Origin of the sequence: Rhizobium sp. NFACC06-2, from assembly GCF_900101425.1 — a bacterium.
In the GTDB taxonomy this organism is placed as follows: domain Bacteria; phylum Pseudomonadota; class Alphaproteobacteria; order Rhizobiales; family Rhizobiaceae; genus Agrobacterium; species Agrobacterium leguminum.
In genome coordinates this window covers 52959-76349 of the sequence record NZ_FMVA01000002.1, presented here as the reverse complement: position 1 = coordinate 76349, position 23391 = coordinate 52959, and the positions used below count along the sequence as shown (strand labels likewise).

The window sequence follows — 23391 nt, the reverse complement described above, 5'->3', positions numbered from 1 at the left end:
AAGATGGAGTTGCGGTTGGACTGTTGTCATAGCGGCGCCCACGCGGAGCCACGCCCCGTTTCCACGGGGCCGAGCGTCAGCACGAAGCGGTCGCGGATGTCACTGGATGGCGTGTTCGCCCGGCCCGAGATAACTCGCCATCAGAGCGGGATCGACGGCGAGTTCGCAAGCTGGGCCTGAGCGGCGCACTTCACCGAGTTCGACGAGATAAGCTTCGTCGGCAATTTCGAGCGCGGCGCGGGCATTCTGCTCGACCAGCAGGATGGAGACACCGGTTTGACGCAGGTCGGCGACGATACGCAGGATTTCGGCGACAATCAGCGGTGCAAGTCCAAGGCTCGGCTCATCGAGAAGTAGCAGTCTCGGCCGGCTCATCAACGCCCGCGCGAGCGCCAGCATCTGCCTTTCGCCGCCCGACAGTGTTCCGGCGAGCTGCTTGCGGCGTTCGCGAAGGCGCGGGAAGAGTGTGTAAACAGCATCGCGTGTCTCGTCGCGCTCCCGACGGGAACGCAGGAAGCCGCCAAGTTCGATATTGTCCTCAACCGTCATCGAGCCGAATAATTCTCGCCTTTCCGGCACCAGGCAGAGGCCGGCGGCAACGCGGCCCTCGATCGTCTCGGGCACCGGCGCGCCGTCGTAAACAATAGTCCCGCGCGAAGGCACGACACCCATGATGGCGTTGAGCAGCGTGGTTTTGCCCGCTCCGTTCGCCCCGATGACCGTGACGATGCTGCCCGATGTCATGGATAGCGAGATGCCGTGCACCACTTCCGCCCGGCCATAGGCAACGCGAATGTCTTTGATGTCGAGTAGATGTCCGCTCACGCTGCCCCCCCAAAATAAGCCGCGATCACGGCCGGATGTTGCCGGATTTCAGCCGGCTTGCCTTCGGCGATCAGGGTACCGAAATCGAGCACGACGATGTGGTCGACCAGCCCCATGACGAAACCCATGTCATGTTCGACAAGCAGGACGCTGACGCCCTCGGTCCGCAGTTTTTTCAGCAGCGTCGCGAGCTCCTGCTTTTCCCCGTGGCGCAGACCGGCCGCCGGTTCGTCGAGCAGCAGCAGGGTCGGGTTGAGGCAGAGCGCGCGGGCGATTTCCAGAATTCGGATCTGCCCGAGAGCGAGGTCGCCGGCGGGGCGGTCGCGATGGGCACCGAGACCGACGCGATCGAGCTGATGCGCGGCTTCGGCAAGCAGAGCCTGCTCCTGTTGTCGCTCCAGTCGCAAGAAGCTTCGGAAAACGCCGGCATTGCCGCGCAGATGCGCGCCGAGAGCGATGTTTTCGAGGACCGACATGGTCGGAAGGACCTTGGCGTGCTGAAAGGTTCTCGCGATGCCGCGTTTGGCGATGAGCCGCGGATTGAGGCCCGAAAGCGTCTGTCCCTGATAGGTGACGTCACCGCCCGAAAGGTCGAGGATTCCGGTGATGAGATTGAAAGTCGTGCTCTTGCCGGCGCCGTTCGGACCGATCAGGCCGACGATCTGCCCGGCCTTGATGTCAAAGCTGACATCGTTGACCGCCGTCAGCCCGCCGAATGTCTTGCGGACCCGGTCGACCCGGACCAGCGGACTGCCGGCTGCAGGCATGTCCCGCGTTTCGAGACCGGCGCCTGCCCGGCGGATGGCGCGCGGCGGCCGGGTCGGCAGGTATTTTTCCAGAAGCGGCCAAAGACCGTCGCGCGAGAGCTGCAGGATCAGCACGAGCAGCACGCCAAACACGATCATTTCCACATTCACCGAGGTGCCGACAAGGCCGGGCAGGACCCGTTGCAGCACCTCTTTCAGCACCAGCACCACGGCTGCGCCGAAGATGGCGCCCACGACCCGGCCCGAACCGCCGACGACGGCCATCAGCATATAGGTGATGCCCATGTCGAGCCCGAAAGGCGTCGGGTTGATCGAGCGCTGCATATGGGCGTAAAGCCAGCCTGACAGCGCCGCTACAACGGCTGCGAAGACGAAAACGGTCAGTTTGGCCTGCTCGATATTCACGCCGAAGGCCTCCGCTGCCTGCGAGCCGCCACGCAGGGCGCGAATGCCGCGCCCGACACGGCTGTCGAGCAGGTTCTGCGCGCCGATCGCCACGGCAATGACGAATATCCAGATCACGTAATAGATTGAGCTGCTGCTCATCAGCGGTTCGCTGCCGATGGACAGTGGTGGAATGCCCGAGATTCCGTCATACCGGCCGAGGAGCTCGACGCGACCGAAAAGGTAATAGATTGCCAGCCCCCAGGCGATGGTGCCGAGCGGCAGGTAGTGGCCGGAAAGCCTGACGGTCATCAGCCCCAGCGGCAGCGCGACGATGACGCCGACGAGGAGCGCCAGTGGCAATGTGAGCCAGGGTGAAAAGCCGTAGGCCGTGGTGAGGACCGCTGTCGTATAGGCACCGAAACCGCAGAAGGCCGCCTGGCCGAAAGAAGTCATGCCACCAACGCCGGTTAACAGCACGAGCCCGATGGCAACCAGAGACGCAAGCCCGATATTGTTCGCGAGCGTCACCCAGAATGGCGGGATCGGCATGAGCGGGAAGAGAGCGACGACAAGTAGCGCGGCAATGGCGGGATAAAGATGTCTGCCGAGGGTCATATCACTCTTCCTCATGATGGCTGGCACCGAAGGAAAGCCAGATCAGCACCGGCACGATCAGGCCGAACACGATGATCTCCTTGAAATCGCTGGCGAAGAAGGAGGCGAAAGCCTCGATCAGCCCGACGCCGATCGCGGCAATGGCAGTGACGGGGAAGCTTGCCATGCCGCCGAGAATGGCAGCAACGAAGCCCTTGAGGCCGATCAGGAAGCCCGTATCGTAGAAGATGGTGGTGATTGGACCAATCAGTACACCGGAAACCGCCGCGATTGCAGCAGCAAGCACAAAGGCGGTGACACCGGTCAGTTCCGTTCGAACGCCGACGAGGCGTGCGCCGAGCCGGTTGATGGCGGTTGCCTTCAGGGCTTTGCCGAGCAGCGTTTTTTCGAAGAAGAAGTAAAGGCCGACCATCACCAGAATTGTCGCGAGATAGATGAAGATGCTTTGCGCGCTGACAAGCATCGGCCCGAGCGTGAAGCCGGCGTCGCTCAACGGCGCTGCACGAAGGCCCTCCGGGCCGAAAAAGGCAAGCCCGAGCCCCATCAGTGCCAGATGCACACCAACGGAAGCAATGAGAAGCACGAGCACGGAGGCGTCGGCAAGCGGACGGTAGGCGATACGGTAAACGTAATATCCCATCGGCGCGATGATCGCGATCGTAATGAGCGCGCGCAAAAACGATGGCAGTTGCATGGGCGCCAGAATGGCGACCAGCCCGTAGATGAGGCCCGGCAGCGCAAGGTTGATGGCCATCGCGCGCAGCAGCGCCGAGAGGCGCAGGCCCCGACGCATTCCCCACAGGTCGAGCAGTAGGGCCACGGCGCCCATGCATAACAGCAGCTTCAGCGTGCCAGGGACGCGCCCGGCATCGAGTAGCGCGAGCGTCAGCGCACCATGGGCGACAAACTCACCCTGCGGAATGAAGATCACGCGGGTGACGGCGAAGACCAGAACGAGGGCAAGCCCCAGCAGCGCGTAGATCGCACCATTGGTGACGCCGTCCTGGATCAGGAATGTGGCAATTGTCGCGTCCAAAATGCACCCTTTGGTTTGGCTCTCGGTAAGGCGTGACGGATATTTTGAATGGCAGGCGATCCGCGGCGGGTATCGCCGACGCCAAGGGCTTGCGGCAGGGCCGGGGAGACAGGCTCCCCGGTCGATCTTAAGTGCCGGCGATTATTTATCGTCGGGCAGTAGTACGAACTTCCCGTCTTTCGCCGTCAGAAGCACGACGCCGCGCTGGTCGAGGCCATAATGATCGTCTTCCTTGAACTCATAGACACCGTGCGTGGCATTATACGGCCCGCTTGTCTCGATGGCATCGCGCAGTGCGACACGGAACTCGGGCGTGCCGGGCTTTGCCTTTTTGAGCGCAACCGGAACGGCTTTCTTCAGGATCACCATCACATCCCAGACATGCGAGCCGAACTGGGTGCGCGCGTTCGCGCCGAACTTGGCTTCGAGAGCCTTGAGATAGGCAAGGCCCTGTTCCTTGGTCGGAGAGCTGTCCGGTTGATCTTCCGCGACCATGACCGGACCGGAGGAAAACACGGTGTTCTCAACGGCCTTGCCGGCAATCCGCAGGAAATCGAAGGTGACCGCACCCGAGACGACATAGATCTTGCCCTTGAAGCCGCGCTCGCGCACGCCGATCTGGGGCAGGGCGGCACCCGTGCCGGATGCGCCGATGAACACGGCATCCGGACGCGCGGCAAGCGACTTCAGTACCTGGCCGGAAACAGAGGTATCGGCGCGGGCATAACGCTCCTCCGCAACCAGTTCGAGGCCATAATCCTTGCCTGTGGTCTTCAGCGCATCGACCCACTGCTGGCCGTAGGAATCGGCAAAACCGATAAAGGCGACGCGTTTGATACCGTCCTTCTGCATGCGGGCGAACATGCTCTTCACCAGGACGGTGGAGAACTGCGGCATGACGAAGTTCCATTTCTTCGCGGCCGTCGGCGGAATTGGCGAGAGCGCGAAATGCGGCACTTCCGTCTCGTTCGCCACACCTGCGACAGCAATCGCGGCCGGCGTGAGGGCAGAACCGACGATCACATCCACCTTATCGTCATTGGCGAAGCGGCGCGCGTTGGTGGTGGCAACCGAGGGGTCACCGGCATCGTCGAGCAGGATGACCTTCAGCTTTTCACCGTCGATCTCGGACGGCCACAATTCGATCGATTGCTTGAGCGGTATGCCGAGTGCGGCGCCCGGGCCGGTCGTCGGAATGGTCACGCCAATGGTGATATCGGCGAAAGCCGAGCCGGCCGTCATCGTCAGGGCAACAGCCGTTGCCATCCATGTCATCATACGCTTTCTCATTGTCTCTCCTCCCAATGATCGGACGTTCACGAGCGCCCGGAAATGCATTTCAGTATCTCGTCGGGATCAGGCAGCTTCCCCCGCCGTCGATTGTTGCAGTGCTGAAAGGGCTTCGACCCGAACAGCCATCCAGGCGGCGAAAGCATCCCAGGCGGCGTTCAGATAGGCGTTGGCCTGCCAGAGGCCCGTCTCAGGCTGATCTACGAGTGCGGCCATGCGCCGGCTCTCGGCCTCGAAAGCTTCAAGCGTAGCCTTCGCCGCTCCTGCTTTTGCCGTCGGACAATCGGCGAGATCGTCGCGGGCGCGTTCCAGAAAAACCTCGAGGCCCCTTCCGCCATCGCGCCAAAGCCGGCGGGTCAGAAGGTCGATTGCCTGCATGCCAGTGGTGCCTTCGTAAATGGTCATCACGCGCGCATCGCGCAGATATTGCTCCAGCGGCCATTCCCGCGTGTAACCCGCCCCGCCCAAGATCTGTATGGCCTGATTGGCGACGGTAAATCCGGCATCCGCACCAAAATTCTTGACGAGCGGCAACAGCCAGCCCGACAGCGCCCGCAAATCGGCCCGCAAATTCTCATTCGGCTCGAGCCGGGCAAGGTCCATGACGGTGGCAAGTTCGAGCGTTGCGGCCCGCAGCGTTTCCGTGCGCAGCCGCGCCTCTTCGAGCTGGCGGCGTATATCAGGGTGGCGCGCGATCGGGATGGCGGGTTTTGCCGGATCGCCACCCTGAAGACGCTCCTGCGCATAGCTCTCCGCAATGTCGATGGCGGCCGAGGCGAGCCCCAGTCCCTGACAGCCCGTTTGCAGGCGCATCAACTCGATCATGGCAAATAGCTGGGCAAGACCGCGCCCTTCTTCGCCGAGCAAAATGCCACGTGCAGCTTCAAAACGCAGGGCGCAGGTGGGCGAGCCGTGCAGGCCCATCTTTTCCTCGATGCGGTCCAAGCTGACACCATTGCGGTGGCCGTCGATTTCATCCGGCACAAGAAAAAGGCTGAGGCCGCGTGTCCCGATCTCCTCACCGGTACGGGCAAGCAGACAGTGGCCGATGCGGGCCGCCATGTCGTGATCGCCGAAAGATATCCAGATTTTCGAGCCGGTGATGCGCCAAGCACCGTCTCTCAAGACAGCGCGGCTGCGCAGCCGCGCGAGATCAGAACCGGCATCCGGCTCGGAGATGCAGATTGTCGCCGCCCATTCTCCCCGCGCAAGACGCGGAACCCATTCCTTCGCAACGGCATCGACCGCCACCTCGGCGATCAGATGGCAGGCCGCTCGGGTAGACCCGGAGGCCATCATCAACGCGACACAGCCGCGTTCGAAAAGCGGTGCGCAAGCGGTCTGGATCGATAGCGGCAGGCCCTGGCCACCGAAGCGTTCCGGCACGTCCATGGCGAGCCAGCCATCGCCCCCATGCTGGCTGAAAGCATCACCGAAACCGTCTGGAACAAGTACGCGGCCATCGACGACGGTGCAGCCCTGACGATCGGCCGCTGTGTTCAGCGGCGCAAGAACGGTTTCGGCAAAACGTGCCGCTTCGTGGAGAACGGCCTCGGCGAGAGCATCGTCACAATCGCCGCGAAGCGACTGGATGCGATGCCAGCCCGGCGTTGCTTTCAGAAGCTCTAATGTGCTTGTGGCCTGCGTTGAAAAACTCATCGTATCACCGCGGCTGCATGCGGATCGCGCCATCCAGCCGGATGACTTCGCCGTTCATGTAATCGTTCTCGATGAGAAACCGGACCGCATCGGCGAATTCGGCTGGATCGCCGAGCCGGGACGGATGGGGTATCTGGCTCGCAAGGCTCTCCTGAACGTCCTGTGGCAATCCCTGGAGCAGGGGCGTCATAAAGATGCCCGGCGCGACGGTGTTGACCCGAATGCGGAAGCGGGCAAGCTCACGGGCCGCGGGCAGGGCCAGCGAAACGATACCGCCTTTCGATGCCGCATAGGCTGCCTGTCCCACCTGACCTTCAAAGGCGGCAACCGAGGCCGTATTGACGATCACGCCGTTGTCTGCGCCGTCGATCGGCTCCGCCTCAGCCATACGGGCGGCTGCAAGGCGCATCATGTTGAAGGTACCGAGCAGGTTGACGCGGATAACCTTTTCAAAATCACCAAGTGGCTGAGGGCCTTCGCGCCCGAGAATCCGGCCGGCCGTGCCGACCCCGGCGCAATTGACGAGAACGCGAAGCCCGCCCTTGGCGGAGGCTGCCGCGTTGACCGCGAGTTGCGCATCGGCATCGCTTGCCACGTCACCCTGAACGGCTGTAGCGCCGATTTCCGTCGCCAGTTTCTGGCCGGCTTCACCATTCCTGTCAAAAATAGTGACCGCAGCCCCGCGGGCCGCGAGCATGCGGGCCACTGCCGCGCCGAGGCCGGATGCCGCACCTGTTACAAGAGCGCCTGCGCCTTCGATTTTCATGCTGCCACCTCCTTGTTGACCGTGATGACCTGAGGCGCATCGCCGTAGAGTGTGTCGACCAGTTCCTTGCGATGCAGAAGGACTGCACGCTGATTGATCGATCCCTTGTCGGTGACCTCACCCTTTTCGAAGCGAAGGGGGTCTTCGATGACCAGAAGGCGCATGACGCGGCTTGCAGAACCGCTTGCCTGTTTCTGATGCGCGGAAAGCTTTGCAGCAATCTGCGCCCTCACAATGGGATGCCGGATGATCTCTGCATCGGACAGCTGGTGTGAGCCCGGAACAAGCTCGCGCAGCGCCGGCATGAAGGGAACCACTAGCGCTCCGAGTTCGGAGCGGTTCTCGCCGGTGATGACAGCATCGCGGATGAGGCCCGAGAACATGTTGACGAATTGAGCGCGCAGCGGCCCGACAGCAACCCAGGTGCCTGTCTGTAGCTTGAAATTCTCGGCAATGCGGCCATCGAAATAAAAGCCCTGGCGAGGATCCTCAGGAACTGCGAACTTCACCGTATCGCCGATGCGATAGAAGCCTTCCTCATCAAAAGCGGCCGCGGTCAGCTCTGCGTTACGCCAGTAACCCGGCGTGATGTTCGGGCCTTTCAGCCTCAGCTCAAATCGATCATCGACCGGCACGAGCTTCATCGTTACGCCCTGCGCCGGGATGCCGATATTGCCTGGCTTCTCCTGCGGTTCGGTGCAGAACAGCGAGAAGGGGGCGGTCTCCGTCGAGCCGAGGCCGGCACCCATCGGGACCGCATGGCCAACCGTGGCAACCGAAAGCTCGATCAGCGCATCCCAGGTGTGCTGGGCCATGCCCGCGCCGGCATACATCAGCAATTTCAGGTCACGAAAGAAGGTGCGGCACAGCGCCTCGTCCTTCCGCATCGCCCGAACCAGCATCTCGTGGCCAGCGGGAACGTTAAAATACCAGGTAGGAGAAACGTCACGCAGATTATCGATGGTCTGGCCGATCAGCGCGGGGCTCGGCTTGCCTCGATCGATATAATAGGTGCCGCCATTATAGATGACGAGGTTGAAAACCTTGTTGCCGGCTGCCGTATGGTTCCACGGCGCCCAGTCAACGACCACGGGCGGTTCATCGCGAAAATAGGCATAACAGTCGGCAATCATCTCTTGATTGGAGCACAGCATCCGCTGTGTCTGAATGACGGCCTTGGGCGAGCCGGTCGTGCCTGACGTGAAAAGGAATTTGGCAACAGTATCAGCGCCAACCGAATCGAAGGCGCGATCCACCGCTTGCGTGGGTACGGTCTCGAGCAACGTGTCGAACCGGAATGTGTTGGGGCGATCCTCCGGCAGATTGCTGATGCCGACGAGCGGCGTGCCGTCACCAAACACCTCTTCCAGGGCGCGCCGGAACGGTGCCGCGTCCTCGGCAAATACCATGCCCGGTGTGATTTGCCTGCGGATATCGTGAAGCTTGCCGAGATCGGACGCGGTTGCATAGGCCGGGGTGATCGCTGCCGAGGCAATACCGACATGCTGGGCCGCAAGCACAATCAGCGCATGTTCGATGGAGTTTTCCGAAAGGACCAGAAGCGGCCTTTCGACCGAGAGATCCTTGTCAAGCAGGAACTGGGCGATACGGCGGACCTTATCGAGGGCCTGCGCATAGCTGACTTCACGCCACGGTTCACGCCCCTGTCGATCCGCCATCCAGGTGCGATCAGGCGTTGTCGCCGCCCAGTGAACGAGGCGTTCATTGAGTTTGTGCGGGTAGGGGCCAAGAGGATCGTTCCGCCAGACCATGATCTCGCCGTTCGGCCGCTTCTCCCATGCGACATCGGGCGACCAAAGCTTCACCTTCATCGTCACGACCTCCTCCCAGACGTCATTCACGTGACCGTGCAAATAATCTTTTGTCAAAAAAATGATTACAAGAAAATAATATCCTTGTAAACAAAATGCGGAAAGCTAATTGTGTATTTGCCTTGGACTATTGGAGACGTCGGCATGAACGAAAAAACGACAGACGAATTCGTCACCTATGAACTGCGCGGCGACGTCGCCCTTGTGGGGCTGAACCGGCCGCAAAAACGCAACGCCATCAGCGACCGTTTCGTGGAAGCCATTGCCGGTGCCGCGGCGAGGGCGGAAAGAGAAGCGCGCGCTGCCGTCATCTTCGGGCATGGCGATCATTTCTGCGCCGGTCTCGATCTTGGCGAGCATATTTCCAAGACGCCGATTGAAGGTGTGCGCGGCTCCCGCCGCTGGCATGCCGTCTTCTCGCAGATCGAACACGGCACCATTCCCTGGGTGTCGGCGCTGCACGGCGCCGTGGTCGGCGGCGGACTGGAACTTGCGGCCTCCACCCATCTGCGCGTTGCCGATGAGAGCGCTTTTTTTGCGCTCCCAGAGGGTCAGCGCGGCATCTTCGTCGGAGGCGGGGGGTCTGTACGCATCGCCCGGCTGATGGGCGTTGCCCGCATGAGCGACATGATGCTGACCGGCCGTGTTGCCTCGCCGGACGAAGCCGAGCGATGGAACCTCGTGCAATATGTGGTGCCGCGCGGTGAGGCGCTCGCCAAGGCGCATCAGCTCGCCACCGCGGCCGCGTCCAATGCGCCGTTGTCGAACTACGCGGTCATCAATGCGCTTCCCCGCATTCAGGATATGGCCAAGGACGACGGCTTGTTCGTCGAATCCTTCATTTCCTCTTTCACGGCAGCCAGCCCCGAAGCCGAGGAGCGTCTGCGAGCCTTCCTTGAAAAGCGTGCCGCGAGGCTGAAAGCGCCGGATGCGACGGCCTGATCCGTCGAGAAATTCGGTCACCTCGCAATAGGGCGATGCCGTCTGGGAAAAGGTTTTCTCAGGCGACATTGGCGAAAGTCGCTGATGATGCATGTTTCTTCATCCATTCAGCGGCCGGCGTAATGCCGCCCAGCGGAAAGATATGAACCTGCTCGATCAGGCTATCGGGATGAGCCGCCTTATGGGCAACGAGCCCCGCGATGACATCGGTCGGCTCATAGGGAACGAAAAGCCTCGAAAGATCGAGCGCGCGCTTCTGCAGCACCTTCAGGGACGGCCCGACACCGCAGGCGATGGCAAATTTTATCAGCGTCTGCAGCTTGGTCGGTCCGGCAACGCCGACGTGGATCGGGATCGTGACGCCCATCGCCCGGATTCGCGTCGCCCATTCCGTGACGACATCGGCATCGAAGGCGAACTGGGTGGTCAAAGCGAGCCGGGCGTCTGTCCGGTCAGCAAAATTCTGCTTCCACAACAGGGCTTGATCGACCCCGCGCGATGAGCCGTCGCGATCGATGTCGCGATTGCCCTCGGGATGACCGGCCAGATGAAGATGCGTGAAGCCCATCTGGTCAAAAAGACCGGTCTCGATCATGTCGATCGCGCTCGAGAAGGCGCCGACCGCTTCTTTCTGGCCGCCGCCGAGCAAGAGCGCCTGCGTCACGCCAGCCTCTCCCTGATAGCGCTTCAGCCAGTCCTCCAGCTCGCTTTTACCTCTGATGCCCCGGGCCGGAATGTGTGGCATCACTGGAAAGCCTTCATCGTTCAGGCGTTTTGCGGTCGATACCATGTCGGCAATCGGCGTGCCCTCTATGTGGGCGATATAGACCCGCGTGCCCTCAGGCAGAATATTCGTAAATTTGGCGATCTTCGCCGCCGTGCGCGGCATGACCTCGATTGACCATCCACGAACGATGTCGCCAGCCGCAACCGCGGGTTCCACCGGAGCCGAATTCTCCCAGAAACTTGACCATCCCATCGCTTTCTCCCTTAGCGAGGTTCGATTATGTATACATAAAGATCGGCGTTTCAATCAAAAAGTAGCAAAAAATCCGAAATATTGACATTTTTGCTTTGCTTTTTTAGTATCGGTGAATACATTATTGGAATTTTTCGGGGTATTCCAATCCCTTACGTCGAGCTCCTGCTATCCATGGCTGGTCACAAACCATGGCGAGGATTATGTCTCGCAACAGGCGCGTGGCGGTGTATACACTGCGGAACAGGTGCCGCGACGTAATGGCGGCAGGTCGGAGGGTGGTATGAAGGGCGATGCGGCAACACATGGCGGCCGGGCGGTGATCGAACTCAGGGAAAAAATCCTGAGTGGCGAGCTCCCCGGCGGTATGCGGCTCTTTGAGGTGCCGACAGCCGAACTTCTGGATATCTCCCGAACCCCCGTGCGCGAGGCGCTTTCCCGCCTGACGGAGGAAGGGTTGCTCAACCGCCTACCTGGCGGCGGGTTTGTCGTGCGTCGGTTCGGTTATGCCGATGTCGTGGATGCCATTGAAATTCGCGGTGTCATGGAGGGAACGGCAGCCAGACTTGCGGCGGAACGCGGCGCTTCAAGGGGTGCGCTTGAGGAGATTGGGCGCACGATACACGAGCTGGATTTGTGCTTCGGCGACCGTGTCGATGACGTCGATTTTGATCGTTACTCCGCGCTTAATCAGGTGTTTCACCATCAGCTTGCGGCGCTCTGCGGCAGCGAGATGATTCGCCGTGAGGTGGAGCGCGCAAGTTCACTGCCGTTCGCTTCACCTTCCGCCTTCCTTCCCGACAAGGCAAATATCGGCGCCTTTCGCCGGTCGCTAAGGGGTGCGCAGGAGCAGCACAAGGCAATCGTGGCGGCCATTGCTGCGCGGGAGGGCGCACGTGCGGAGGCAATCGCGCGGGAGCATTCGCGCACGGCGCGCACCAATCTTGAATACATGATCCGCGAAGCGCCGGAATTGATCGCGCAGATGCCGGGTCTGGCGCTGATCAGCGACTAAGCCCCGGAAACCTCAGGAAATATACTGGCGGCCCCTTTGGGAGCCGCCTTTGTTTTTGCCGATACGCTCGTAAAACACGAAATTTTCCGCTTGCAATTTATCGATGCCCGGCGTTTCATGTATACATAGACGCGATTGCCAGGGAGGAGATAATGATGGCGAATTCCAGTCTGACCGAGGTTTTGAAGCAATATACGAACCCGGTTGAAATGCTTCGCAACTCGAAAATCGGTATGTATGTATACCCCGTTGTCGCCGGGGAGTTTAGCAATTGGCGCTCCGAGCAGGCTGCCTGGCGCGATGGCGCGGTCCTGTTTGACCAGTCCCATCATATGGATGAGCTGATCGTCGAAGGCCCTGACGCCGAAAAATTTCTCGCCCATCACGGCATCAACTCTTTCTCGAATTTCGACCTCAATCGCGCGAAGCACTTTGTGCCGGTCACGCCGAACGGACACGTCATCGGTGACCACATCATTTTCCGTGAACGGCAGGACAAGTTCATCCTCGTCGGCCGTGCACCAACCTCCAGCTGGCTGATGTTCTGCGCGGCCTATGGGAAGTGGAATGTCCGCATCAAGCACGATCCGCGGTCCCCGTCGCGGCCGGAAGGCGAGCGCGTGCTGCGCACCCATTACCGCTATCAAATCCAAGGCCCCGATGCGCCGAAGATCTTCGAGAAATTGAACCGCGGCCCAATACCTGACATCAAGTTCTTCCATGTCGACTGGATCAATATCGGCTCGAAGAAGGTCCAGGCGCTCCGCCACGGCATGTCTGGCGCGCCGGGCCTCGAGGTCTGGGGGCCCTATGAAGACAAGAGCTACATCCTCTCCTGCATTCTGGAAGCAGCCAAGGAGGCCGGCGTCAATCTCGTGCGTTGCGGCAGCCGCGCCTATTCCACCAACACGCTTGAATCAGGCTGGATACCGTCACCACTGCCGGGCATCTACACCGGCGACGGCATGTTGAAGGACTATCGCGACTGGCTCGGCGCCGACAGCTATGAGGCGACGGGTGCGATCGGCGGCAGCTTCGTTTCCGATAATATCGAGGACTATTACGTCAACCCGTTCGAGCTGGGCTACGACTTCTATATCGGCTGGAAAAAGGATGACTTCATCGGCAAGTCGGCTCTGGAGGCCATGAAAGGCAAGACGCAGCGCAAGAAGGTAACCTTTGAGTGGAACGCCGAAGATGTGGTGGATGTCATCGCATCCGCGTTCCGTCCGGGCGAAGACCATTACAAATGGATCGACTTCCCGCAGGCCAACTACGCTTCCACCGGCGCGGATCTTATCTTGAAGGGTGGCAAGCAGGTCGGCATGTCAATGTTCACCGGTTATTCCTACAATGAACGCTGCATGCTTTCGCTTGGCATCGTTGAAAACGATATCAACGTCGGCGACGTTCTCACCCTCGTCTGGGGAGAGCCGAATGGCGGTTCTGGCAAGACCTCGACGGAGCGCCACAAGCAGAAAGAAATCCGTGTCCGCGTCTCGCCGACGCCTTATGCAGCCGAAGCCCGTGACAATTACGCAGACAGCTGGCGTACCAAAAAAGCGTCCTGACAGGTTGGGCTTGCGCCATGCAGATGACGCGGCGCGACCCGGCGCAGGCGCGGTAAAGGCACGTCAGTGACTTTTACGGCTCTGAGGACCTGAGCAATGAGATGAGCTGAGTAGCGTCCAGTTTTCACTGGAAACGCTTAAACGAATAACGAGGCCTGCCGTAAACGGTGGGCCTTTTTCTTTTTGCGACGATTGCTGACTCTTCAAGCGCTCATTCGTGCAAACAAAAGGCCCCGGTTCGACACCGAGGCCCATGGAATGACAGTGGCCCCTGGGCTCAGAGCTTCAGCAGCCTTTTTGCGTTTTCCTTGAGGATCAGCGGACGAACCTCGTCTTTAATCGGAATATTGGCGAAATCGTTGAGCCAGCGCTCCGGTGTCATCGCCGGCCAGTCCGATCCGAACAGCATCTTATGTTTCAGCAGCGAATTGGCATATTGCACGAGGATCGGTGGAAAATACTTTGGCGACCAGCCCGACATGTCGATGTAGACATTCGGCTTGTGGGTGGCGACGGAGAGCGCCTCCTCTTGCCATGGGAAGGAGGGGTGCGCGAGAATGATCGGCATGTCGGGGAAATCGACCGCGACGTCATCGAGGTGGATGGGATTTGAGAACTTCAGCCGCATTGCCATGCCGCCGCGAAGGCCAGCGCCAACCCCGGTCTGACCAGTGTGGAAAAGCGTGATTGCGCCTTCCTCGGCGATCGCTTCGTAAAGCGGGTACGCCATGCGGTCGTTGGGGTAAAAGCCCTGCATCGTCGGGTGAAACTTGAAGCCTTTCACCCCGAACTCACGCACCAGACGCCTCGCTTCGCGAGCGCCGGCCTTGCCCTTGGCAGGGTCGATCGACGCAAAAGGGATCATGATGTCGCTGTTCTCGGCAGCGATCTTCGCCACTTCTTCATTTTCATAGCGGCGAAAACCGGTTTCCCGTTCCGCATCGACCGGAAAAATCACGCAGCCGATTTTGCGCTCGCGATAATAGGCGGCGGTTTCTTGCACCGTGGGCAACATGCCCTTGTGACCGGCGGGGTTCTTGAAATATTTCGCCATGCCGGCCTGAAATTCATCATAACCATCATCGCGCGGGCCGCAGCACGGCTCCTCGGCATGGGTATGCACATCTATGGCGACGAGTTCATCAATATTCACGGCCTGTTTCTCCCAAATTCATGCCTAGAAATTTATGCAGCAGGGCGATGAACTGATCGCGCTCGACCGTGGTCAGGCCCGCGCCGAGCGTTGCCTCGTGCGAAAAGAACCACTCGCTCTCCTTGCGCACATGCGCGACGCCTTCCGCGGAAAGCGTCAGTTCGATGGCGCGGCGATCGTCATCGGGAACACGGCGGGTCACCAGGCCCCTGTCTTCGAAAGCACGGATCAGTTTCGTCATATGCGCGCGCTTGATCATCAGCCGCTGGCCGAGCGCTGTCTGACGAATGCCGGGATTGTGCATGATGACGAAAAGCACGGAGAATTCCCCCGGCCGCATGCCCGAATCCCCGAGTGCCGTGAAAAAATCGTCATAGGTCTTGAGCTGGGCGAGGCGGATGAGGAAACCGAGCGCTGTCTCCAGCCGGTCGAGATTGACGTCGGTCGTCCTGCGGGGGAGTTGGTCCATGCTATTTCCGTTTCATGCTTTGCGAGGCGTGAACCGCGTCTGTCGAACGGAGCGCGGCCAGCATCATCATACCCTTCACAGGAAGCCACATCAAACCCGGCAAATCCTCTATAACTCTACGAATGGATTGTTTACAAGTCAACAATTATGGGCGTTCCAGAATTGAAACACAGTGGACACGGGCCTGCGTTTGAAACCTCTGACCGTTTGCCTCTTGATCATCGGCGTGCTTTTGTGGCCGGACAGATTTTGCGTCCACGGAGGCCGTTCAGTTGAAACCTTATCCTGTCGATCATCTCGTCCTGCCCGTTGCGCATATCGATGTCGCCAGGGCGCGATTGTCGAAGCTCGGTTTCACGGTGGCACCTGAGGCGATCCATCCCTTCGGCACGATGAACGCTTGTGTCTTCATCGCAGACGGCACCTATCTGGAGCCGCTTGCAGTTCATGATCCGGCTAAATACCGTCAGTCTGTTGCGAAGTCCGATGTATTCACCGGCCGGGATTGCGACTTCCGGGCGCGGCATGGAGAAGGTTTCTCCGCCCTTGTCGCAGCAACGAAAGACGCCCTTTCCGATCATCAGCGGTTTATCTCCTCAGGCTTATCCGCCGGCGATATTTTCGAATTTTCGCGACCGGTGCAGATGCCAGATGGATCGAGAAGCGAAGCGTCATTTCGATTGGCGTTTGCCGCAAGCGGATCGGCTGCAGATTTTTTCCTGTTCAGCTGCCAGCGTGTCAAAGCCTTGCCGGGTGACCGGTCCGCGCTGGAGCGCCATGCGAACGGCGTCACCGGGCTCGCTGAAATCGTCCTGAGCCCGGGCGCGGATCAGAGGGCAGGGGAGCTGGTCGAAGCGGTGTTCGGTATTTCATCCACTCTGTCTCCCGATGGTGACGCCATGTTTGCGACGGCAAATGCGGCGATCAGATTGACGGAAAAGCCTGCCTTCGGCGACGCGGCCATAGATGCATCCAGCGAAACCGCGGGCGGTTTGCGCGGAACGGGCATCGTCTTCTCCGTCAACGATCTTGCCGTGACAGCGGCGGTGCTTGCTGCTAATGGCGTGTCCTCAGCAGAAGCGGGTGGCCGTCTGGTGGTGCCCGCAGTACCCGGTCAGGGCGTTGCCTTCGCCTTCGAGGAAAAATGATGAGCGTTACGAACAATCTCAAAGTCACCGCCGGCGACGGCGCCAATTCGGTTTCCTTTTCCAATAGCGAGCGATTTTCCCTGATCGCCGGCCCCTGCCAGATGGAAAGCCGGGAACATGCCTTCATGATCGCTGGCGTTCTGAAGGAGCTTTGCGACAAGCTGGGGATCGGGCTCGTTTATAAGTCGTCCTTCGACAAGGCGAACCGTACGTCGCTTTCCGGCAAGCGCGGCATCGGCCTTGAGAGCGCCATGCAGGTTTTCGCCGATCTCAAGAAGGAATTCGGCTTTCCTGTTCTGACCGACATTCACACCGAAGAACAATGCGCCATTGTGTCCGAAGTGGTGGATGTGCTGCAAATCCCGGCCTTTCTCAGCCGCCAGACCGATCTTCTCGTCGCCGCGGCAAAAACCGGCCGCGTCATCAATGTCAAGAAGGGCCAATTCCTCGCTCCCTGGGACATGAAGAACGTGCTGGCCAAGCTGAATGAGAGCGGCAATCCGAATGTGCTTCTGTGCGAGCGCGGCGCCTCCTTCGGTTACAACACGCTTGTTTCCGACATGCGCTCGCTGCCGATCATGGCTTCGCTCGGCGCGCCTGTTGTCTTTGACGCCACGCATTCGGTCCAGCAGCCGGGCGGGCAGGGCGGTTCCACGGGCGGCCAGCGCGAATTCGTCGAGACTCTGGCGCGGGCGGCGGTTGCTGTCGGCGTCGCCGGGCTCTTCATCGAAACCCATGAGGACCCGGACAATGCACCGTCCGACGGCCCCAACATGGTTCATCTTAAGGACATGCCGAAACTGCTCGAAAAGCTGCTTGCTTTCGACGCCATTACCAAAGCCTGAGGGGCGGGGCGAGCACAGTCTGTGCCAATCGATTTTAATGGCGGGCGGGCCATTTCTGCCGCCCGCCGTCATTGTAATTTCTTCGCCATCGTCTAAGACAGGCGACTGAAAATATCTGTTCCATTCCCAAGGGAGAGACCATGACTGCCATTACCGATATCATCGCGCGCGAAATCCTCGACAGCCGCGGCAACCCGACCGTTGAAGTCGATGTGTACCTCGAAGACGGCTCCATGGGCCGTGCGGCCGTTCCGTCAGGCGCTTCCACCGGCGCGCATGAGGCGGTTGAGCTGCGCGATGGTGGCAAGCGTTATCTCGGCAAGGGCGTGGAAAAGGCGGTCGAAGCCGTCAACACGGAAATCTTCGACGCCATCGGCGGCTTTGACGCTGAAAACCAGATCCAGATCGACCAGACGATGATCGTGCTCGACGGCACGCCGAACAAGTCGCGCATCGGCGCCAACGCCATTCTCGGCGTATCGCTCGCCGTCGCCAAGGCTGCTGCCGAAGCCTCCGGCCTGCCGCTTTACCGTTATGTCGGCGGCCCGAACGCACATCTTCTGCCGGTTCCGATGATGAACATCATCAATGGCGGCGCGCATGCCGACAACCCGATCGACTTCCAGGAATTCATGATCCTGCCGGTTGGCGCGGAAAACATTCGCGAAGCCGTTCGCATGGGTTCGGAAGTGTTCCACACGCTGAAGAAAGAACTGTCTGCGCAGGGCCACAACACCAATGTCGGCGACGAGGGCGGTTTCGCACCGGGTCTCGAAAGCGCGCCGGCCGCGCTCGATTTCATCATGAAGTCGATTGAAAAGGCCGGCTACCGTCCGGGCGACGACATGTTCGTTGGTCTTGACTGTGCCTCGACCGAATTCTTCAAGGACGGAAAGTACGTTCTCGAAGGCGAAGGCCGCACACTGGAGCCGGGCGCAATGGCGGAATATCTGGCGGAACTCGTTGCCAAGTACCCCATCATTTCCATCGAAGACGGCATGGCCGAAGACGACTGGGAAGGCTGGAAGACGTTGACCGATCTCATCGGCAACAAGTGCCAGCTCGTCGGCGACGATCTCTTCGTCACCAACTCTGCCCGCCTTCGTGATGGTATCAAGATGGGTGTCGCAAACTCCATCCTCGTCAAGGTCAACCAGATCGGTTCGCTCTCCGAGACGCTGGATGCGGTCGAGACAGCGCACAAGGCCGGTTACACCGCCGTCATGTCGCACCGTTCTGGCGAAACCGAAGATTCTACCATCGCCGATCTCGCGGTCGCCACGAACTGCGGTCAGATCAAGACCGGCTCGCTTGCCCGTTCCGACCGGCTCGCAAAGTACAACCAGCTTATCCGCATCGAGGAAATGCTGGGCCCGCAGGCTGCGTACGCCGGCCGTTCTATCCTGCGCGGGTAATTCGCGTTCGGGTTTCTTGATGTGGCCCGCTGCCTGGCGGGCTCGTTTAAGCGGCGAGTGGTATGGTCCGCACTCCGTCACCCCGGACTTGATCCGGGGTCCAGCGCGATCAAGTCCTTGATCGCGAAAGACTCTTCTCACAGCGCAGACGCGCTGTGGCTGGATGCCGGATCAAGTCCGGCATGACGAGCGTTCTTTTAGCGTCTTTGCCAATCCAGCCCGCCTTTCGGCGGGCTTTTTAATGCCCATTTGCCAATCGCCCGTTAAGGTCAACGGATAGTTAAACAATCCGCCTTAGTCTCGAGACTCACGTTATGCGTTTTAAGGCTTCTCTCCGGCATGTGGACCAGACATCATAAAAAGAGACGATTCGGCCGTTTGATCGTTCCGGCCATCACGATCGCTTTTCTTTCCTATTTCGGTTATCATTCCATCCATGGCGACTTCGGCCTGCAGGCGACGGAGCGGCTGGAGCGGCAGCGTATCACCCGTACTGCCGAGCTTGCAAAGCTGACGCAGGCGCGTGTGGCGCTGGAGCGGCAGGTGGAATTGATGAGCGATGGCTCGCTGGAGCGGGACATGATCGACGAGATTTCCCGCTACCAGCTGAATATGTCCCGCACGGACGAAATCGTCATCATGAACACATATTTCTAATTAACCGAAATTGAGTTAATTTAACATTTCTGATTTATTCACAGCATCTTAGCGTGAATATGTGCCATGCGTTTAAAGCATTGCTGCATGGCATTTTCTTGCATATGGTACGCGCCACTCTATCCATTCAAATGGCAACTCAGGGAGGGATGAATGGCGCCGCGAAAATCAGCGACCGTATCCGGCCGCAAGACCACGGCAAAGGCTGCAACCGAATTCACCGGCAAGAACAGCCCCGACTTCTCCAAGGAAGACGAACTTCACGCCTACCGTGAAATGCTGCTCATCCGCCGCTTCGAGGAAAAGGCCGGCCAGCTCTACGGCATGGGCTTTATCGGTGGTTTCTGTCACCTCTACATCGGCCAGGAAGCCGTTGTCGTCGGCATGCAGATGTCGCAGAAGGAAGGCGATCAGGTCATCACCGCTTATCGCGACCATGGCCACATGCTGGCTCTCGGCATGAGCGCGCGTGGTGTCATGGCCGAATTGACCGGCCGCAGGGGCGGCCTGTCGAAAGGCAAGGGCGGCTCCATGCACATGTTCTCCAAGGAGAAGCATTTCTACGGCGGCCACGGCATCGTCGGCGCCCAGGTTTCGCTTGGAACCGGTCTCGCATTCGCCAACAAATATCGCGGCAACGACAATGTCTCCGTGACCTATTTCGGCGATGGCGCAGCCAACCAGGGCCAGGTCTATGAGAGCTTCAACATGGCTGCTCTCTGGAAACTGCCGATCATCTATATCGTCGAGAACAACCGTTACGCCATGGGCACCTCGACCGCCCGCGCCACCGCCCAGTCGAACTACTCGCTGCGCGGCCAGTCCTTCGGCATTCCCGGCGTTCAGGTGGATGGCATGGATGTGCGCGCCGTCAAGGCCGCCGCCGATCAGGCGCTGGAACATTGCCGTTCCGGCAAGGGTCCGATCATTCTGGAAATGCTGACCTACCGTTACCGTGGTCACTCCATGTCCGACCCGGCGAAATACCGTTCCAAGGACGAAGTGCAGAAGATGCGCTCCGAACATGACCCGATCGAGCAGGTCAAGGCACGGCTTCTGGAGCAGGGCTGGGCAAGCGAAGACGAATTGAAGGCCATCGACAAAGATGTCCGTGATATCGTCGCCGATAGCGCCGACTTCGCCCAGAACGACCCAGAGCCGGATGTATCCGAGCTCTACACCGACATTCTGCTCTGATCGGGAAAGGGAAACCAATGCCAGTAGAAATTCTTATGCCCGCCCTTTCTCCGACCATGGAGGAAGGCACGCTTTCCAAGTGGCTTAAAAAGGAAGGCGACAAGGTTACCTCCGGTGACGTGATCGCCGAAATCGAGACCGACAAGGCGACCATGGAAGTGGAAGCCGTCGACGAAGGCGTCATCGGCAAGCTGCTGATCGAGGCCGGCACCGAAGGTGTAAAGGTCAACACGGCAATTGCTGTTCTCCTTCAGGATGGCGAAAGTGCCGACGCCATCTCTTCTTCCGCCAAGAAGGAAGAGCCGAAGGCTGAAGCTGCCAATTCCGGTTCTGACGCCGCTGGCGGCAAGACCCGCGAAGCGGCCGAAGAGCCGAGCGCTGCCAAGGAAGCCGCCAAGGTTCCGGCAGCCCCGAAGATCGAAGTCGCTGCCGATCCGGATATTCCTGCCGGTACGGAAATGGTGATGACGACCGTGCGCGAAGCGCTGCGCGACGCCATGGCCGAAGAAATGCGCGCCGACGAAAAAGTCTTCGTCATGGGTGAGGAAGTCGCCGAATATCAGGGCGCCTACAAGATCACCCAGGGCCTTTTGCAGGAATTCGGCGAGCGCCGGGTCATCGACACCCCGATCACCGAGCATGGTTTTGCCGGTATCGGCGTCGGCGCTGCGATGACGGGCCTGCGACCCATCGTCGAATTCATGACCTTCAACTTCGCCATGCAGGCGATCGACCAGATCGTCAACTCGGCGGCAAAGACGCTTTACATGTCGGGCGGCCAGATGGGCGCACCGATGGTGTTCCGTGGTCCCTCGGGTGCTGCTGCCCGCGTTGGCGCTCAGCATTCGCAATGTTACGCCGCATGGTACAGCCATATTCCGGGCCTCAAGGTCGTCATGCCTTACACCGCAGCCGACGCTAAGGGTCTGCTGAAGGCGGCTATCCGCGATCCGAACCCGGTCATCTTCCTTGAGAACGAAATTCTCTACGGCCAGAGCTTCGAAGTGCCGAAGCTCGATGATTTCGTGCTGCCGATCGGCAAGGCGCGCATTCACCGCAAGGGCAAGGATGCGACGATCGTTTCCTTCGGCATCGGCATGACCTACGCGATCAAGGCGGTTGCCGAACTCGAAAAGCTTGGGATCGATGTCGAACTGATCGACCTGCGCACCATCCGCCCGATGGATCTGCCCACGGTCATCGAATCGGTCAAGAAGACCGGTCGTCTGGTCACCGTCGAGGAAGGCTTCCCGCAGTCATCGGTTGGTGACTTCATCGCCAATCAGGTCATGCGCGCCGCTTTCGATTATCTCGATGCGCCGATCCTGACGATTGCCGGCAAGGACGTTCCGATGCCTTATGCGGCGAACCTCGAAAAGCTGGCTCTGCCAAACGTCGATGAAGTCGTTCAGGCCGTCAAAACCGTCTGCTACAAGTAAGGGGAGGCGTTTCGATGCCGATAAACATCACCATGCCTGCCCTTTCTCCGACGATGGAGGAGGGCAATCTGGCCAAGTGGCTGGTCAAGGAAGGCGACAAGGTCGCTCCCGGTGACGTGATCGCCGAGATCGAGACCGACAAGGCCACCATGGAAGTGGAAGCCGTGGACGAAGGCACCGTTGCCAAGCTGGTCGTGCCGGCTGGAACGGAGGCCGTGAAGGTCAACGCTCTCATCGCAATCCTCGCCGCTGATGGCGAGGATGTGGCCGAGGCGGCAAAGGGCGGCGATGCGGCTCCTGCCAAGGCGGAAGCTCCGAAGCAGGAGGCCGTCAAGGCAGAGGCTCCGAAGGAAGAGGCTGTCTCTGCCAAGGCTGAAAAGCCGGTTGCCGACCAGCCTGCTGCTTCGTCTACGCCAGCACCGGTTTCCAAGTCCGGCGAGCGTATCTTCGCGTCGCCGTTGGCACGTCGTCTCGCCAAGGAAGCCGGTCTCGATCTCTCGGCAGTCTCCGGTTCCGGTCCGCATGGCCGCATTGTTAAGACCGATGTGGAAAAAGCTGCGGCTTCCGGCGGTGCAAAGGCTGCTCCCGCCGCTGCTGCAACCGCAGGTGCACCGGCTCCGGCGCTCGCCAAGGGTCAGTCGGACGAGGCGGTTCTCAAGCTGTTCGAAGAAGGCTCCTACGAGCTGGTGCCGCATGACGGCATGCGCAAGGTCATTGCCAAGCGTCTGGTCGAATCCAAGCAGACCGTTCCGCATTTCTACGTTTCGGTCGATTGCGAACTGGATACGCTTCTGGCGCTGCGCGCCCAGCTCAACGCCGCTGCCCCTGAAAAGGACGGCAAGCCGGCCTACAAGCTGTCGGTCAACGACATGGTCATCAAGGCGCTGGCGCTGGCCCTTCGTGACGTGCCTGACGCCAACGTCTCCTGGACGGAAAGCGCCATGGTCAAGCACAAGCATTCGGATGTCGGCGTTGCCGTGTCCATTCCCGGTGGCCTGATCACGCCGATCATCCGCAAGGCCGAGCAGAAGTCGCTCTCCACCATCTCCAACGAGATGAAGGACTACGGCAAGCGCGCGAAAGAGCGCAAGCTGAAGCCCGAGGAATATCAGGGCGGCACGACCGCCGTGTCCAACATGGGCATGATGGGCGTGAAAAGCTTTTCCGCCGTCATCAACCCGCCGCATGCCACCATTCTGGCGGTTGGCGCGGGCGAACAGCGGGCAGTCGTGAAGAACGGCGAGATCAAGATCGCCAATGTCATGACGGTCACACTTTCCACCGACCACCGTTGCGTCGATGGCGCGCTGGGAGCCGAACTGATCGGCGCCTTCAAGCGCTACATCGAAAACCCGATGGGCATGCTGGTTTGATCGGAGCGTGA

The 23391-nt window shown here is 60.0% G+C and carries 20 protein-coding genes; 10 read left to right on the top strand and 10 right to left on the bottom strand.

Going from position 1 to position 23391, the window contains the following annotated elements; all coding sequences use genetic code 11:
- Positions 1-99: 99 nt before the first annotated feature.
- From F3H58_RS04700 to F3H58_RS04670, 7 genes are all read right to left on the bottom strand, one after another.
- Entirely contained in the window at positions 100-765 is a 666-nt protein-coding gene (locus tag F3H58_RS04700; protein WP_502706413.1) for an ABC transporter ATP-binding protein, read from the bottom strand.
- Between the two features lie 56 nt (positions 766-821).
- Positions 822-2594 carry a branched-chain amino acid ABC transporter ATP-binding protein/permease gene (locus F3H58_RS04695; RefSeq protein WP_149741407.1) on the bottom strand — a complete coding sequence of 591 codons (1773 nt, stop codon included), beginning with the start codon at positions 2592-2594 and terminating at the stop codon, positions 822-824.
- Between the two features lies 1 nt (position 2595).
- A complete protein-coding gene (locus F3H58_RS04690) occupies positions 2596-3630 on the bottom strand; it encodes a branched-chain amino acid ABC transporter permease (protein WP_063949045.1) in 1035 nt (344 codons plus the stop codon).
- 141 nt (positions 3631-3771) lie between these two features.
- The gene (locus tag F3H58_RS04685; protein ID WP_149741406.1) at positions 3772-4920 is read right to left on the bottom strand and encodes an ABC transporter substrate-binding protein; all 1149 of its coding nucleotides are present in this window, start codon (positions 4918-4920) and stop codon (positions 3772-3774) included.
- 66 nt (positions 4921-4986) lie between these two features.
- Positions 4987-6579 carry an acyl-CoA dehydrogenase family protein gene (locus F3H58_RS04680; RefSeq protein ID WP_149741405.1) on the bottom strand — a complete coding sequence of 531 codons (1593 nt, stop codon included), beginning with the start codon at positions 6577-6579 and terminating at the stop codon, positions 4987-4989.
- A gap of 4 nt (positions 6580-6583) precedes the next feature.
- A complete protein-coding gene (locus tag F3H58_RS04675) occupies positions 6584-7345 on the bottom strand; it encodes an SDR family NAD(P)-dependent oxidoreductase (protein WP_149741404.1) in 762 nt (253 codons plus the stop codon).
- Positions 7342-9177 carry a feruloyl-CoA synthase gene (locus tag F3H58_RS04670; protein WP_149741403.1) on the bottom strand — a complete coding sequence of 612 codons (1836 nt, stop codon included), beginning with the start codon at positions 9175-9177 and terminating at the stop codon, positions 7342-7344. Before F3H58_RS04670 ends, F3H58_RS04675 begins: the two co-directional genes overlap by 4 nt.
- Positions 9178-9321: 144 nt before the next feature.
- Here F3H58_RS04670 and F3H58_RS04665 point away from each other — a divergent pair, with 144 nt between their 5' ends.
- Positions 9322-10119: a crotonase/enoyl-CoA hydratase family protein gene (locus F3H58_RS04665; protein ID WP_149741402.1), complete on the top strand. Its 798-nt coding sequence runs from the start codon at positions 9322-9324 to the stop codon at positions 10117-10119.
- Positions 10120-10177: 58 nt separating this feature from the next.
- Here F3H58_RS04665 and F3H58_RS04660 read toward each other — a convergent pair whose 3' ends face one another.
- Complete coding sequence (locus F3H58_RS04660) at positions 10178-11098, bottom strand: methylenetetrahydrofolate reductase (RefSeq protein WP_149741401.1); 921 nt, start codon at positions 11096-11098, stop codon at positions 10178-10180.
- Positions 11099-11381: 283 nt separating this feature from the next.
- On the opposite strand from F3H58_RS04660, the gene F3H58_RS04655 reads away from it, so the two are divergent.
- Positions 11382-12113: a GntR family transcriptional regulator gene (locus F3H58_RS04655; protein WP_063949038.1), complete on the top strand. Its 732-nt coding sequence runs from the start codon at positions 11382-11384 to the stop codon at positions 12111-12113.
- A 155-nt stretch (positions 12114-12268) separates the two neighbouring features.
- Entirely contained in the window at positions 12269-13684 is a 1416-nt protein-coding gene (gene ligM, locus F3H58_RS04650; RefSeq protein WP_149741400.1) for a vanillate/3-O-methylgallate O-demethylase, read from the top strand.
- 277 nt (positions 13685-13961) lie between these two features.
- Here the strand turns inward: ligM and F3H58_RS04645 are convergent, their stop codons facing one another.
- Positions 13962-14837 (bottom strand): amidohydrolase family protein, encoded by an 876-nt coding sequence (locus F3H58_RS04645; RefSeq protein WP_144574489.1) that lies wholly within the window; start codon positions 14835-14837, stop codon positions 13962-13964.
- Positions 14827-15306: a MarR family winged helix-turn-helix transcriptional regulator gene (locus F3H58_RS04640; protein ID WP_149741399.1), complete on the bottom strand. Its 480-nt coding sequence runs from the start codon at positions 15304-15306 to the stop codon at positions 14827-14829. Before F3H58_RS04640 ends, F3H58_RS04645 begins: the two co-directional genes overlap by 11 nt.
- Before the next feature lie 272 nt (positions 15307-15578).
- Here F3H58_RS04640 and F3H58_RS04635 point away from each other — a divergent pair, with 272 nt between their 5' ends.
- The 7 genes from F3H58_RS04635 (at position 15579) to F3H58_RS04605 (ending at position 23380) form a co-directional block, all read left to right on the top strand.
- Entirely contained in the window at positions 15579-16454 is an 876-nt protein-coding gene (locus F3H58_RS04635) for a VOC family protein (RefSeq protein ID WP_149741398.1), read from the top strand.
- Positions 16454-17299, top strand: coding sequence for a 3-deoxy-8-phosphooctulonate synthase (kdsA, locus tag F3H58_RS04630; protein WP_078053958.1), 846 nt, complete (start codon positions 16454-16456; stop codon positions 17297-17299). Before F3H58_RS04635 ends, kdsA begins: the two co-directional genes overlap by 1 nt.
- A gap of 140 nt (positions 17300-17439) precedes the next feature.
- Complete coding sequence (gene eno, locus F3H58_RS04625; RefSeq protein WP_149741397.1) at positions 17440-18714, top strand: phosphopyruvate hydratase; 1275 nt, start codon at positions 17440-17442, stop codon at positions 18712-18714.
- Positions 18715-19053: 339 nt separating this feature from the next.
- Positions 19054-19371: an FtsB family cell division protein gene (locus tag F3H58_RS04620; RefSeq protein ID WP_003502598.1), complete on the top strand. Its 318-nt coding sequence runs from the start codon at positions 19054-19056 to the stop codon at positions 19369-19371.
- 153 nt (positions 19372-19524) lie between these two features.
- The gene (gene pdhA, locus F3H58_RS04615; protein ID WP_065653902.1) at positions 19525-20568 is read left to right on the top strand and encodes a pyruvate dehydrogenase (acetyl-transferring) E1 component subunit alpha; all 1044 of its coding nucleotides are present in this window, start codon (positions 19525-19527) and stop codon (positions 20566-20568) included.
- 17 nt (positions 20569-20585) lie between these two features.
- A complete protein-coding gene (locus tag F3H58_RS04610; RefSeq protein ID WP_149741396.1) occupies positions 20586-22007 on the top strand; it encodes a pyruvate dehydrogenase complex E1 component subunit beta in 1422 nt (473 codons plus the stop codon).
- Positions 22008-22021: 14 nt separating this feature from the next.
- Positions 22022-23380, top strand: a complete 1359-nt coding sequence (locus tag F3H58_RS04605) for a pyruvate dehydrogenase complex dihydrolipoamide acetyltransferase (protein WP_149741395.1) — start codon at positions 22022-22024, stop codon at positions 23378-23380.
- Positions 23381-23391 lie beyond the last annotated feature (11 nt).